The organism is Mesorhizobium sp. YC-39 (assembly GCF_025753795.1).
Classification (GTDB): domain Bacteria; phylum Pseudomonadota; class Alphaproteobacteria; order Rhizobiales; family Rhizobiaceae; genus Mesorhizobium.
In genome coordinates, this window is record NZ_JAOWPS010000004.1 from 786,411 (window position 1) to 798,751 (window position 12,341).

At 62.5% G+C, this 12,341-nt stretch carries 16 protein-coding genes; 7 read left to right on the forward strand and 9 right to left on the reverse strand.

Annotation, left to right across the window (positions count from 1 at the left end):
- Nucleotides 1-45: 45 nt before the first annotated feature.
- Nucleotides 46-939 carry an SDR family oxidoreductase gene (locus OHD62_RS25230; protein ID WP_263788298.1) on the reverse strand — a complete coding sequence of 298 codons (894 nt, stop codon included), beginning with the start codon at nt 937-939 and terminating at the stop codon, nt 46-48.
- A gap of 133 nt (nt 940-1,072) precedes the next feature.
- Between OHD62_RS25230 and OHD62_RS25235 the strand changes: the two genes are divergently transcribed.
- Together OHD62_RS25235 and OHD62_RS25240 are read left to right on the forward strand one after the other, a co-directional pair.
- Nucleotides 1,073-1,483, forward strand: coding sequence for a winged helix-turn-helix transcriptional regulator (locus OHD62_RS25235; RefSeq protein ID WP_263788300.1), 411 nt, complete (start codon nt 1,073-1,075; stop codon nt 1,481-1,483).
- A 75-nt stretch (nt 1,484-1,558) separates the two neighbouring features.
- Nucleotides 1,559-2,797, forward strand: coding sequence for an FAD-dependent oxidoreductase (locus OHD62_RS25240; RefSeq protein WP_263788302.1), 1,239 nt, complete (start codon nt 1,559-1,561; stop codon nt 2,795-2,797).
- Here the strand turns inward: OHD62_RS25240 and OHD62_RS25245 are convergent.
- Nucleotides 2,745-3,470 (reverse strand): glutathione S-transferase family protein, encoded by a 726-nt coding sequence (locus OHD62_RS25245; protein WP_263788304.1) that lies wholly within the window; start codon nt 3,468-3,470, stop codon nt 2,745-2,747. The two genes, OHD62_RS25240 and OHD62_RS25245, sit on opposite strands and share 53 nt — an antisense overlap.
- Nucleotide 3,471: 1 nt before the next feature.
- Complete coding sequence (locus OHD62_RS25250) at nt 3,472-3,777, reverse strand: Rieske (2Fe-2S) protein (protein ID WP_263788305.1); 306 nt, start codon at nt 3,775-3,777, stop codon at nt 3,472-3,474.
- 98 nt (nt 3,778-3,875) lie between these two features.
- Here OHD62_RS25250 and OHD62_RS25255 point away from each other — a divergent pair, with 98 nt between their 5' ends.
- A complete protein-coding gene (locus OHD62_RS25255) occupies nt 3,876-4,334 on the forward strand; it encodes a MarR family winged helix-turn-helix transcriptional regulator (protein WP_263788308.1) in 459 nt (152 codons plus the stop codon).
- Nucleotides 4,335-4,364: 30 nt separating this feature from the next.
- Here the strand turns inward: OHD62_RS25255 and OHD62_RS25260 are convergent, their stop codons facing one another.
- Nucleotides 4,365-4,796, reverse strand: a complete 432-nt coding sequence (locus OHD62_RS25260; protein ID WP_263788309.1) for a DUF1772 domain-containing protein — start codon at nt 4,794-4,796, stop codon at nt 4,365-4,367.
- 154 nt (nt 4,797-4,950) lie between these two features.
- Here OHD62_RS25260 and OHD62_RS25265 point away from each other — a divergent pair, with 154 nt between their 5' ends.
- The gene (locus OHD62_RS25265) at nt 4,951-5,604 is read left to right on the forward strand and encodes a TetR/AcrR family transcriptional regulator (RefSeq protein ID WP_263788311.1); all 654 of its coding nucleotides are present in this window, start codon (nt 4,951-4,953) and stop codon (nt 5,602-5,604) included.
- 135 nt (nt 5,605-5,739) lie between these two features.
- On the forward strand, nt 5,740-6,759 hold the full coding sequence (gene ilvC, locus OHD62_RS25270; protein WP_263788313.1) for a ketol-acid reductoisomerase: 1,020 nt from the start codon (nt 5,740-5,742) through the stop codon (nt 6,757-6,759).
- 204 nt (nt 6,760-6,963) lie between these two features.
- Here ilvC and OHD62_RS25275 read toward each other — a convergent pair whose 3' ends face one another.
- A complete protein-coding gene (locus OHD62_RS25275) occupies nt 6,964-7,248 on the reverse strand; it encodes a PilZ domain-containing protein (protein ID WP_263788314.1) in 285 nt (94 codons plus the stop codon).
- 185 nt (nt 7,249-7,433) lie between these two features.
- The gene (locus OHD62_RS25280) at nt 7,434-8,012 is read right to left on the reverse strand and encodes a BA14K family protein (protein WP_263788317.1); all 579 of its coding nucleotides are present in this window, start codon (nt 8,010-8,012) and stop codon (nt 7,434-7,436) included.
- A 199-nt stretch (nt 8,013-8,211) separates the two neighbouring features.
- On the opposite strand from OHD62_RS25280, the gene OHD62_RS25285 reads away from it, so the two are divergent.
- Both OHD62_RS25285 and OHD62_RS25290 read left to right on the forward strand, forming a co-directional pair.
- Nucleotides 8,212-9,324 (forward strand): endonuclease/exonuclease/phosphatase family protein, encoded by a 1,113-nt coding sequence (locus OHD62_RS25285; RefSeq protein WP_263788319.1) that lies wholly within the window; start codon nt 8,212-8,214, stop codon nt 9,322-9,324.
- 2 nt (nt 9,325-9,326) lie between these two features.
- Nucleotides 9,327-10,043, forward strand: coding sequence for a hypothetical protein (locus OHD62_RS25290; protein WP_263788321.1), 717 nt, complete (start codon nt 9,327-9,329; stop codon nt 10,041-10,043).
- Here OHD62_RS25290 and OHD62_RS25295 read toward each other — a convergent pair.
- The 3 genes from OHD62_RS25295 to OHD62_RS25305 all read right to left on the reverse strand — a co-directional run bounded on the left by OHD62_RS25295 (nt 10,040) and on the right by OHD62_RS25305 (nt 12,340).
- Entirely contained in the window at nt 10,040-10,282 is a 243-nt protein-coding gene (locus OHD62_RS25295; protein WP_263788323.1) for a hypothetical protein, read from the reverse strand. The genes OHD62_RS25290 and OHD62_RS25295 overlap by 4 nt on opposite strands.
- A 131-nt stretch (nt 10,283-10,413) precedes the next feature.
- On the reverse strand, nt 10,414-11,631 hold the full coding sequence (locus OHD62_RS25300; protein WP_263788325.1) for an ABC transporter permease: 1,218 nt from the start codon (nt 11,629-11,631) through the stop codon (nt 10,414-10,416).
- Nucleotide 11,632: 1 nt separating this feature from the next.
- Complete coding sequence (locus OHD62_RS25305) at nt 11,633-12,340, reverse strand: ABC transporter ATP-binding protein (protein ID WP_263788327.1); 708 nt, start codon at nt 12,338-12,340, stop codon at nt 11,633-11,635.
- Between the last annotated feature and the right edge of the window lies 1 nt (nt 12,341).

The following is a 12,341-nucleotide window of genomic DNA, read 5'->3' on the forward strand; positions in this document are numbered from 1 at the left end:
CGTGCCATAGAGCACGGCCCTGCGTCACGTCGCAGAACGCCGACTTCAGCCGGCCAGAGCAGTCTTGTTCGCCTCAAGGAACTGTTCCAGCGATTGCGGCTTCCTGCCTGAAAGCTTCTCGATTGCATCGGTCACCATGCTGATCCGGCCGGAACGCGTGTTGGCGTCGAAGGAAACGATGATGCGGGCGAAGTCCTCGGGAACGCCTGCTGCCTTCACCCCTTCGGTCAAGGCCTCGTCCGGCAGTTGAATGACTTCAAGCGGCTTGCCGGTGACCTCGGTCACCAGGGCGGCGATCTCGGCAACGGTATAGGCTTGCGGGCCTGTCAGCGTGTAGGTCTTGCTTTCGCGCGAGCCGGAAGCGAGGCCGGCGGCGATTGCCGCCGCCATGTCGTCGCGGGCGCCATGGGCGATGCGGCCGTCGGCCGCGGATGTGTACCAGTGCCCCGAGGCAATGGCGTGCGGCAGCGACATGAACAGGTTCTCCTGATACCAGCCGTTGCGGAAGATCGTATAGGGGATGCCGCTCGCCTTGATCGCTTGTTCGGTGCCGTAATGGTCGCCGGCAAACAGCACTGGCGAGACCGGCTCCGGATTGGGCATCGAGGTGTAGAGCAGGTGTGAGACGTCTGCTTCCTTGGCCGCGGCGACCGCCGTCTCATGCTGTTTCAGGCGCTTGCCGCTTTTGAGGTCAAGATCGCCGGTCGAGATGATCAGAACCCTGTCGGCGCCCTTGAATGCGCTGGCCAGCGAGGCCGTGTCGTCGAAGTCGGCGGCCCTGATGGCGACGCCGCGCGCCGCCAGATCGGCAAGATTCGCCGGATTGCGAGTGGTGGCGATGATGCGGGCAGGGGCAACCTTGAGCGTGTCCAGCAGATGATGGATGACGGCGCGGCCAAGCTGGCCAGAAGCGCCGGTGACGAGAAGGGTTTCGGTCATGGGAGGTCCTGTGGTTGCGCCGAAATGGCGGGTGCCATGTAGTCTCAAAAAGAGAGCAGCACTAAAATAGGAATTGACCAACTCTCGTAAAGGAGGCAGTTTTGCGGGAGGTAGGCACACGCAAGGAACCAGCATGGACAGCAAGATCCTCAATCTGCGATCGAAGATGGAGGTCTACAAAGCCATGACTGACGGGGGCAATTTTGCCGATTGCCCTGTTCGCGATGTGATCCAGGGTATCAGCGGCAAGTGGAGTTCGCTGCTGATGATGGCGCTGGCGGAGAGGCCATATCGCTTCGGCGAACTGCGGCGTCTCGTGCCTGACATCTCGCAGCGCATGCTGACCCAGACGCTGCACGATCTGCAGCGTGACGGTTACGTCCATCGCGAGGTGTTCCCGACCAAACCGCCAAGCGTCGAATACAGCCTCACCGATCTCGGACGCTCGATGTTTGGCCCATTGCATGAGTTGATCCAATGGGCCGAACTCAACCATGGCGCGGTGCGCGACGCGCGTGCCGCCTTTGACGCCACCCCGACCTGATCCTTCCGAGAGCCTGTAGCTTGATTTGCCAATGTCGCTGAAGGATTGTCCGGCCTGGGCGGGATTCGGCGGGCTATGGGCAATTCTCTCGACATCGCGATTGCCGGCGCCGGGCCGGCGGGGCTCGCCACCGCGCTCTATCTGAAGCGCGCCGGGCATCGGGTCACGGTCTTCGAGCGGTTTGACGAGCCAAAGCCGGTCGGTTCCGGACTGATCCTGCAGCCGACCGGGCTGACGGTTCTCGCCGATCTTGGCCTGCTCGACGACATATTGGCGCTTGGCAGCCGCATCGATCGCCTGCACGGCGCCGACGCCAGGACCGGCCGCACCGTGCTCGCTGTGCGCTATGATGCGCAGCGCCGCGGCCGTTTCGGCGTGGCGGTGCATCGCGCGGCCTTGTTTGGCGTGCTTTTCCGTGCCGTTCAGCGTGAAGCGATCGCCATCGAGACCGGCGTCGAGATCGAGACGCTGGAGGCCGGCGAACGGGCGGTGCTGATTTGCGGCAATGGACGAAGGGCTGGGCCGTTCGACCTTGTCGTCGATGCCAGCGGCTCGCGCTCCAAACTGCGACAGTGCCTGAAAGATCCGGGTGAGCCGCGACCACTCGCCTATGGAGCGTTCTGGGCCTCGCTCGGCTGGTGCAACGACGGTTTCGACGAGCAAGCGCTGCTGCAGCGCTATGACAGAGCGAGCGTGATGATCGGCGTGCTGCCGATCGGCCGGCCGGAGCCGGGCGCCGAGAAGATGGCGGCGTTCTTCTGGAGCCTCAAGCCGGCTGACGTCGAAAGCGTGCGGGCCGTAGGCCTTGAAACGTGGAAGGCGAGGGTGGTTCGGCTGTGGCCGGAATGCGAAGCGTTCACCAGCCAGATCGACAGTTTCGACCAGCTTTCGCTGGCGCGCTACGGCCATCACACGCTCAAGCTGCCTGCCGGTCGGCGACTGGCTGTGATCGGCGACGCCGCGCATTCGACCAGCCCGCAACTCGGGCAAGGCGCGAACATGGCGCTGCTCGACGCGGCGGCGCTGAACTATGCGCTGCTGCGGGCCCAGGACATCGATGCCGCGCTGGGTGCCTATGTCCAGGCGCGGCGGTGGCATGTCCGGGTCTTCCAGGCGCTGTCACTGGCGCTGACGCCGTTCTACCAGTCGGATTCGATGGTGATGCCGTTTGTCCGCGACAGGCTGGTGGCGACGGTCGCAAGAATCCCGCCGACGCCGAGGATTCTTGCCTCGATGGTGGCTGGAACCGTAATCGATCCATTCAGGCGGATCGGACTTGCGGAAGCAATGTGGCCTGATCACCCTGCCGGATGATCTCCGAAAGATGGGAAGCCTTCGCTCGCAGGAATGTGTGAAGGCGTTGCGGATAGTCCGGATCGACGGCCTCCTTCACCGATCGGCGTTCGCTCAATGCCATGCGCCATGCCCGGACAAGCGGCTTGTCGTCGAGGATGCCAAAATCGCCGATCCGGTCGAAGGTGTCGAAATAACGGAAGATTGGCCCGTACACCGCATCAACGAGTGAAAAACGCGCGCCGGCGAACCATGGTCCCGGGCCGGTGCGATCAGCCAATTCCATCTCGATCCGGTCAAACATCGCCGACAGGGCTTCGCCTTCGGCCCGGAAGGCTGCTTCGCCAGCGGCGGAATAGAAGCGGCCGATGGCATTCAGGATGGCCGAGCCGAATTCGATCCAGGCGCGGTGCCGGGCGCGGGTCAGCGGGTCGGCAGGATGGAGTGGACCGGCTTCGGTTTCTTCCAAGAATTCGAGGATGACGGCCGATTCGAAGATCACCGTTTCGTTGCTGTCCCCATTCACGCGCAGCAGCGGCACCTTGCCGAGCGGCGATATCGCCTTGAACCAGGCCGGCTTGTCGGCGAGATCGATGGTGACGCGCTCGAATGGCAGCCCCTTCTCCATGAGCGATATCGCCGCGCGCTGCACATAGGGGCAGAGACGGTGGCTGACGAGCGTGAGCTGGGCCATTTCACTCTCCCCAGACATAGTTCAGGACGCCATCCTCAACGCGGGTGGACAGGAACATCAGGCGCGAGCTTTTCGGCGCCGGACCCTCCAGACGGTCGCCGCTCGCCATGTCGAAGGCGGCGCCATGCCACTGGCACACGAGCTTGCCGTCCTTGCAGTCGAGCGGCCCGCCGAAATGCAGGCAGACATTGGCGGCAGCGCGGATGCGCTCGCCGCTGCGCCAGACATGCACCTCGCGGCCGAAGAACGGAGCGATCAGGCTGCCCTTTTCCGGTATTTCGGCGACCTTGCAGATTTCATGTTTCATCGGAGTTGCCTTCAGATAGATGCAATTGCATCTATATAGATGCGAATGCATCGATCGTCAATCTTGATGCAATTGCATCTATTGCTTATGCTTCGGGAATGATCGAGAAAGCCTCTCCTTCGCCGGCTGCCATCAAGGCCTGGGCCCGCCTGATGCGCGTTTCACGCCAGCTCGTGGAAAAAGTGGAGGATGCGCTGAAGGATGGCGGCTTGCCGCCGCTCGCCTGGTACGACGTGCTGCATGAACTTGCCGAAGCGGGCGAGGGCGGGCTGAGGCCGTTCCAACTCATCGAGCGGACGCTGTTCGCGCAATATAATGTCTCACGGCTGCTGGCGCGGCTCGAAAGCGAGAGCTTGATAGAGAAGATTCCGGTAGCGGATGACGGCCGCGGCCAGACTATTCGCATCACCGGCAAGGGGCGCGAGACGCGCCGCCGCATGTGGACCGTTTATGGCAGGTCAATCGCGGAGTTGGTCGGTGCCAGGCTTCCGGCTGAAGAACTCGAAATGTTGGCGGCCTTGCTAGGGAGGCTGCGCCACCCACCGGCCATGGAGTGACTGCAGCCGCAAAACGGACGGCGATTCGTGTTAAATCGGGTAGCCTGCAAGGAATGCCAATGCCGCCAGCACGCCAAGCGTGGCGCGAACCAGATGGAAATCGCCCCATTTGACGATCAGGTTCCGGGCTTCCGGATTGGCGACGGCCGCATCCATCGCTTCCAGCAACCGGTTTGTCGGCATCATCACGATCAGCGTCCATGGCCAGGGCAGAATGATCAGCACCGCGCCGATCAGATAGGCGAGAATGCCGGTCTGCCACCAGGCAATAACGCCAAGAATACAGGCGATAACGGCAATCGACGCCTGCATGGCCGCGCCACGTTTGTAGGAGGGTTGCCATTCCTGCAGCAGCGCCCGGTCATCGAGCCGAAGGCGCGCGGGTTGTTCGGCGACACTGACATAGATGGCGGCGCCCGCGAAGGCTGCGGCGACGGTCAAGGCGAGCAAACCAGCGAGCATCCTGATCTCCGCGATAAACCGCCATCTTTCCACGATAAACCGTTTGGGCATGGCGGACCAAGACAGAAATAGGACTTGCACCGATTGGGGCAATACGCCATAGAGGTACAGAACCGTAACGTACGGTACGCGGACTCCGCAAGGCAGGAAGAACTTGTTGCAAGCAGGCACCGAAATCGACACCAGCGAAGCGCTGACGGAGCGGCAGCAGGCCGTGCTGGACGCTGCCCTTCGTCTGCTGGTCGAGGAGGGCGATAACCTGACCATGACCGCCGTGGCGCGGCGGGCGAGCTGTTCCAAGGAAACGCTCTACAAATGGTTCGGCGACCGCGATGGGCTGTTGACCGCAACGGTGCAGTGGCAGGCCTCCAAGGTGCGGGTGGTGCCAGTCGATGGCAAGGGGCTCGACCTCGCCTCGCTGACGGTGAGCCTGGAGCGTTTCGCCTCCGACTGGCTCAAGGTGATTTCGAGCGATACGTCGATCGCGCTCAACAGGGTGGCGGTCGGGCACGCCGGTTCCGGTAAGGACGATCTCGGCGCCATCGTGCTGGAGAATGGCCGCTTCGCGCTGGCGAAGCGGCTGAAGCCGGTGCTGGAAGCAGGCCGGCAAGCCGGGTTTCTCGACTTTTCGGACGCCGAAACGGCGTTCCGGACCTTTTTCGGGCTGGTCGCTCGCGATGTGCAGATACGCCTGCTGCTCGGCGACCGGCTGGAATTGACTGATGCGGCGATCGGCGGCGATGCCGTCCGCGCGACGCAGCAGTTTCTCGCTCTTTACGGAGCAAAAACCGGGCCGCAGGGCCCCTAGAGCCGGATGATTTCAGGTCAAGTCGACCTGAAATCTGAATCCGGCTCTAAATCAAAGAGATAGAGCACGATGTCGTCCGAAAACCGCTTCACACTTTTCGGCATCGTGCTCTGAATTCAACGGGAAGGAAGAACAATGCGTGTCTATTACGATCGCGATGCCGATCTCAATCTGATCAAGGGCAAGAAGGTCGCCATCATCGGCTATGGCAGCCAGGGCAGGGCGCATGCGCTCAACCTGAAGGATTCCGGCGCCAAGGACATCGCCATCGGCCTCAAGGCCGGCTCGGCGACCGCCAAGAAGGTCGAGGCCGACGGGCTCAAGGTGATGAGCGTGGCGGACGCCGCCAAATGGGCCGACCTGATGATGATGGCGACGCCGGACGAATTGCAGGCCGACATCTACAAAAACGAGATCGCGCCGAACATCCGCGATGGCGCGGCGATCGCCTTTGCCCACGGCCTCAACGTGCATTTTGGCCTGATCGAGCCGAAGGCCTCGGTCGACGTCGTCATGATCGCGCCGAAAGGTCCCGGCCACACCGTGCGCGGCGAATACCAGAAGGGTGGCGGCGTGCCGTGCCTGGTCGCGGTCAATCAGGACGCTTCGGGCAATGCGCTCGATCTGGCTCTGTCCTATGCCTGCGGCGTTGGTGGCGGCCGTTCCGGCATCATCGAGACCAATTTCCGCGAGGAATGCGAGACCGACCTGTTCGGCGAGCAGGTGGTGCTATGCGGTGGTCTGGTCGAGCTGATCCGCGCCGGCTTCGAGACGCTGGTGGAAGCCGGCTATGCGCCCGAGATGGCCTATTTCGAGTGTCTGCACGAGGTCAAGCTGATCGTCGATTTGATCTATGAGGGCGGTATCGCCAACATGAACTACTCGATCTCGAACACCGCCGAATGGGGCGAATATGTTTCGGGTCCGCGCATCATCACCGCCGACACCAAGGCCGAGATGAAGCGCGTGCTGAAGGATATCCAGACCGGCAAGTTCACCTCGGAATGGATGCAGGAATACCGCGCCGGCCTGTCGCGCTTCAAGGGCATCCGCCGCAACAATGACAACCACCAGATCGAGGAAGTCGGCGCCAAGCTGCGCGCGATGATGCCGTGGATTTCCAAGAACAAGTTGGTTGACAAGGCCAAGAACTGATCGAAATCCACGGGTTGTCTTCTTGCGCGTCCTCGGGCTTCGCCCTGCGGTCGCGCGGGAGATTTCGAAGAACAAGCTGGTTGATAAGGCGAAGAACTGATCCCGCGATCCCAGTCTTCCAAAAAAAACGCAAGCCGGCGGAGCGATCCGCCGGCTTTTTCTTGCAGCTGGCCAGCATGGCCAGACCGGCGAAATCTTGCTTGTTCAGCCGTAGTGCCAGTGCGGCTTCGGTTCGGTGCCGGCGAACATCACGCCGATGCGGTCCTCGCGGCGCCAGCGGACCACTGCCCTGTAGGCGATGCCATCGACCGGCACATAGAGCAGGAATTCGTCGGGCACGCGTGCGTCGATCGAGACTTTCAGTTCCGCGCCGCCGGCATGCATGTTGCGCACCGTGCAGGTGACCTCGGAATTGGTCACACCGGTCAGGATCGTCGCGCCCTTCAGCACGCGCTGCCTGCGTTTGTCCCTGTGTTCGTCTTCGGCCATCGCGCAATTCCGGCGATCGTTCCCTGGGTGATCGTCGCATATCAAGCGGTGCGATCGGCACGATAACTAGGCCCATCTGATAAAGATCGCGTTATCATTGGCGGCGGCGCGATTTCTGATGGATCTCAAACGAAGAACGGCGCCGCAGGCTGCGGCACCGTTCTGGAATTCACCTGTCGCTCGACTCAGCTATATGGCGACCAGCACTGCTGACGGGGACCGCCATAGGGTTGGAACGTGTTGTCCCAGGCGCGATACGAGCGGTAACGATTGTAGCACCACCGGACGTGAGCGCTGGACCCTGCACGATAATAGCGCCGCGGTGCCGGCGCATCGTAGTAGTTGTAGTTGTTGTACATGCTGCCAAGGCCGAGCCCGAGGCCGAGGCCAAGAATCGCGGCGCCCGCACCATCATCGTAGTAGCCGCCGCGGTAATAGCGGCGATGATGGCGCCAACGCCAGTCATCCCCGCCATTCCAGTGTCTACGGTGCCAGTTTCGGCGGTTCCAGTCACCGCGGTCCCAATTGCCCGACCTTGAGAAACGGCGCCCGTCATTGCGACGCCATTGCCACTCGTTGAAACGCGGGTTGTTGCCGCCCGCCCAGCCATCGCGGACAGGCATGATCGTCGGCGCAGCGGTGCTGGCGGGAATAGAGAGATCCGGCTGCATGATCGGGCCGGCGGAGGACGGTGCGGTGATGCCGGAGATGAGGCCCAAGGCCAACAGCCCGGATTTGACTGTGGAAGAAAAGAGCGAGTTCATTGCACTCTCCAAGAGATTTCAGGCCCCACGCCCAGAATACCCCGGGGAAGAACCTGATTGATGGAACTTTCCGTCTGAACGGAGGATGAACGGAAAAGGTTCCGTCAACCATAGCGGGATTGCCATCAGGACCAATCGATCTTCGCTGGTGGTTCTGCGATCTTGTTTTCTCTCTCGCTTGCAGGCAAAGGTCACGGCCATGACGCTGCGCCTGGCCACATTCAATGTCGAGAACCTGATGAACAGGTTCGATTTTTCCGGATACCGCAACCAGCTCAACGAAGATCGCACGCTGGCGCTTTTCGACATCCAGAGCGAGGCCGAATACAAGATGCTGGAGCAGGCCCGCGCCATCGCGCAATCCGACGATACGCGGCAGTTGACGGCGCTGGCGATAGCCGCAACTCGCGCCGACATCATCTGCATGCAGGAGGTCGACAATATCGAGGCGCTGAAGGCCTTCGAATATGGCTATCTGTTCAAGATGGTGGGGCAGGGCTACCGGCAGAAATACACCACGGCCGGCAATGATTCGCGCGGCATCGACGTTGCCGTGATGATGCGCAACGAGACGGCGCAAGGTCAGCCGATCGAGTTCGTGCGCATGACCAGCCATGCCTATGTCACGTTCGAGCAATTCGGCCTCTTCACGCCGGAACTGGCCGCCCTGGGGAACCAGGCCAACGAGCGCATCTTCCGGCGCGACTGCCTGGAAATCGACCTGAAGGTGGGCGGCGTGCCGCTGACGCTCTATCTCGTGCATTTCAAGTCGATGGGTTCGCCCCGTAACGGCCTCGACGGCCGTGAGGCGACGATGCCGCTGCGCATCGCCGAGGCGCAGGCGGTGCGGCGGATCATCGAGGAGCGTTTCGGCAAGGAGCATGCCGCCGACAAACGCTGGGCGATTTGCGGTGACATGAACGATTACCGGCAACGTGTGAAGATCACCGGCGATGCCGTCGACGGCTACCGCTTCGAGGTGATCAACGAGAGCCAGTCCTGTCTCAACACGCTCACTGCCGGCGGCTTTTGTGAAAACGCGGTCGAGCGGCGCCCCGAAATGGATCGCTGGACCTTCTACCACACGCGCGGACCGGAAGAGCGGCATCTCTGCCAGCTCGACTACATCTTGCTATCGAAGGCGCTGGCAGCCAGGAACGCGACAGCCGTTCCCGACATCATCCGCAACGGCCAGCCCTGGCGCACGATATTTCCAGCCGGCCAGGAGGTGGACCGTTTTCCACGCGCCGGCTGGGACCGGCCGAAAGCGTCAGACCATTGTCCCGTCGCGATCGCCCTGGACATGGCCTGACTGTGAGCTTCGACCTGCCGCGCAACGCCGTCCTGCCGGTCGACTTTGTCGAGGTCAGGCTCGATCCCGGCCCGCATCCGTTCGAGCGCGACAACGCGCTGGCAATCGCCGAGAATTGGGGCAAGGAAATCGCGGCCAATCCGGCACTGTTCGACGGCACCGTGGTGCTGCTTTCAGCACTCAGCTATCGCGGCAATCGTCTGGTCGGCCGCTGCCACGCGGTGCGCTACTCGACCTTCATGCTTTGGCGCGGCAACCGGCAGGTGGCCGGGGCCGAGCACGCCTATGCCCATGCCGTGCTGGTCGCCGGCGACAACGCGCTGGTTGCGATCCGCATGGCGCCGCACACGGTCAATGCCGGCCGGGTCTATTTCGCTGCCGGCTCGTTTGAGCCGGCCGATTTTCGCGATGGCCTTGTCGATGTCGACTTCAACATGATCCGCGAGGTGCGGGAAGAAACCGGCCTCGACCTCACAGCCGCTGAACGCGACAGGCGCTACCATGCCCTGTCCATGTCAAGCGGCACGGTGATATTTCGGCGCTATCGCGAGACGGCATCCGCCGACGAGATTGCGCAGCGCATCAGTGCCTTCGTCGCGACAGAGGCGGACCCTGAAATCGAGGGACCTGTCATCATTCGCCACGCTGCCGATCTGCCGGACGGCCTGATGCCGCACATGAAGCCGCTGATTGAGTGGCATTTTGCCGGCGAGGATTAACGACGCGTTTTGCTCGCTTCAGCTTTGCGATCGCTACGGGCGGCGACGAAAAACAGAATGACGCCGAGACCCAGAAAGGCCCCCATCGCCGTTCCCATCGTCTGCCCGATGACCTGCTGGAAATCGGCGGTGACGCGATCGGGATTGTCCATGCCATAGCTGGCCAAATACCACCAGAGACCTGCCAAAGCGGCCTCAACGATCACCACCGCCAGAATCAGGCGCTCTTTCTTGCTCATACTTCCCCACCCCCCTGAGGGTCATATTAGCCCTGACTGTTATACTAGCACCACGGATTGTATGGCGACAGGGAAGAGGCGAAAGAACCCCCAAAAAAAGTTTAAATAGCTGAAACGTCGCGTGACGCCCTTTATTCATGCCTCAGCGCGTCGATGGGATCGAGCCTTGCGCCGCGTAGCGCCGGGAAGAAACCGAACACCATGCCGATCAGTGCCGAGAAACCGACGGCAAGCAGAATGATCGCCGGGCTTGGTGCGAACGGAATGGTCAGTGTCACGGAGGCGAGGCCAGCGAGCGCCAGGCCGATCAGGATGCCGATGATGCCGCCGAGCAGCGAAAGCACCGTCGCCTCGACCAGGAACTGGATCAGGATGTGCTTTTCATGCGCGCCGATGGCCAGCCTGATGCCGATCTCGCGGGTGCGTTCGGTGACCGAGACAAGCATGATGTTCATGATGCCGATGCCGCCGACCAGCAGGCTGACGCCGGCGACGGCGCCAAGCATGCCGGTCATGGTGGTGGTGGCGCTGGCCATGGCGTCGGCGATCTGGGTCATGTCGCGGATCGAGAAATCGTCCTCGCGATCGGGCGTGATGCGGCGTGTGTCGCGCAATATGTCCTCGACGCGCGGCAGCAATTCGGTGGTCGGCGTCCTGTCGTCGGCTGCGACATAGATATTGTCGACATCGCGATTGCCGGCGATGCGGCGCTGGTATGCATGCAGAGGCATCAGCACGACGTTGTCCTGGTCCTGGCCGAAGCCGGTATAACCCTTGGGTTCGAGCAGGCCGATGATCTTGCAGGAGGTGCGGTTGACGCGGATGATCTCGCCCTCGGGGTCGCCGGCGCCGAAGAACTGCTGGCGCACCGTTTCGCCGATCAGGCAGACACCGGTGCCCGAGCGGGTTTCGGAATCGCTGAATGGGCGGCCGGAAACCAGCTTCCAGTCACGCGCATCGAGATAGGCGCTGTCGGTGCCGGTGATGCCGGACGTCAGGCTCTCGGTGCCGAAGATGACGCGCACCTGTTTTTGCGAGGCCGGCGAAATGGCGCGGGCGCCGGTCAGGTGGGCGACGAGTGCCGCAACGTCCTTTTCGGCAAGCGGACGGACCACCTGGTCGAGCCCTCCCGGTCCGCCGGGGCCGGCCGGGCGGCCGGAACGGATGACGAGCAGATTGCTGCCGAGCTTGGCGATGTCGGACTTGACCTTCTCGGTGGTGCCGGAGCCGATGGTGAGCATGGCGATGACGGCGGCGACGCCGATGACGATGCCGAGCAGGGTCAGGAACGAGCGCAGCACGTTGCGGCGTACGGAAAGCAGCGAGAGGCGGACGGTTTCCCAGAGCAAGTCAGGCCACCTCGAAGTTCATGCCATCGGAGGCGACGTGGCCGTCGAGGAAGCGGATCGTGCGCTCGGCGTAACCGGCGACGTCAGCCTCGTGGGTGACCATGGCGATGGTGAGGCCAAGCTCGGTGTTCAGTCGTGTCAGCAATTCCATGATTTCATGGGTACGAGCGGTGTCGAGATTGCCGGTCGGCTCGTCGGCGACAAGCAGGGTCGGCCGGGTGACGATGGCGCGCGCGATCGCCACACGCTGCTGCTGGCCGCCGGAGAGTTCGGCCGGCGTGTGATGCTCGCGACCGACAAGGCCGACTTCGGCCAGCGCCTTCATCGCAAGGTCGTGGCGGTCACGGGCGCCGACGCCGCGATAGATCAGCGGCAGTTCGACATTCTCCACCGCCGTGGTGCGCGGCAGCAGGTTGTAGCCCTGGAAGACGAAGCCGACATAGAGGTTGCGCAGTATGGCGCGGCGATTGCGGTCGAGGCGGCCGGCGTCGATGCCCATGAAATTGTAGGTTCCGGCCGTCGGCGTATCGAGGCAGCCGATGATGTTCATCGCCGTCGACTTGCCCGAGCCGGACGGCCCCATGATGGCGACGAACTCGCCACGACGGATGGCAAGATCGACACCGGCCAGCGCATGGACCTTGGCTTCGCCCTGGCCATAACTCTTCCAGACCTTGTCGAAGCTGATGAGGGTCGCGCCCGACGCCACG

What these genes read in the sequence shown, in the direction of transcription:
- OHD62_RS25230 (WP_263788298.1), bottom strand. Translation starts at nt 939, where the DNA reads ATGACCGAAACCCTTCTCGTCACCGGCGCTTCTGGCCAGCTTGGCCGC.
- OHD62_RS25235 (WP_263788300.1), top strand. Translation starts at nt 1,073, where the DNA reads ATGGACAGCAAGATCCTCAATCTGCGATCGAAGATGGAGGTCTACAAA.
- OHD62_RS25240 (WP_263788302.1), top strand. Translation starts at nt 1,559, where the DNA reads ATGGGCAATTCTCTCGACATCGCGATTGCCGGCGCCGGGCCGGCGGGG.
- OHD62_RS25245 (WP_263788304.1), bottom strand. Translation starts at nt 3,470, where the DNA reads ATGGCCCAGCTCACGCTCGTCAGCCACCGTCTCTGCCCCTATGTGCAG.
- OHD62_RS25250 (WP_263788305.1), bottom strand. Translation starts at nt 3,777, where the DNA reads ATGAAACATGAAATCTGCAAGGTCGCCGAAATACCGGAAAAGGGCAGC.
- OHD62_RS25255 (WP_263788308.1), top strand. Translation starts at nt 3,876, where the DNA reads ATGATCGAGAAAGCCTCTCCTTCGCCGGCTGCCATCAAGGCCTGGGCC.
- OHD62_RS25260 (WP_263788309.1), bottom strand. Translation starts at nt 4,796, where the DNA reads ATGCTCGCTGGTTTGCTCGCCTTGACCGTCGCCGCAGCCTTCGCGGGC.
- ilvC (WP_263788313.1), top strand. Translation starts at nt 5,740, where the DNA reads ATGCGTGTCTATTACGATCGCGATGCCGATCTCAATCTGATCAAGGGC.
- OHD62_RS25275 (WP_263788314.1), bottom strand. Translation starts at nt 7,248, where the DNA reads ATGGCCGAAGACGAACACAGGGACAAACGCAGGCAGCGCGTGCTGAAG.
- OHD62_RS25280 (WP_263788317.1), bottom strand. Translation starts at nt 8,012, where the DNA reads ATGAACTCGCTCTTTTCTTCCACAGTCAAATCCGGGCTGTTGGCCTTG.
- OHD62_RS25285 (WP_263788319.1), top strand. Translation starts at nt 8,212, where the DNA reads ATGACGCTGCGCCTGGCCACATTCAATGTCGAGAACCTGATGAACAGG.
- OHD62_RS25295 (WP_263788323.1), bottom strand. Translation starts at nt 10,282, where the DNA reads ATGAGCAAGAAAGAGCGCCTGATTCTGGCGGTGGTGATCGTTGAGGCC.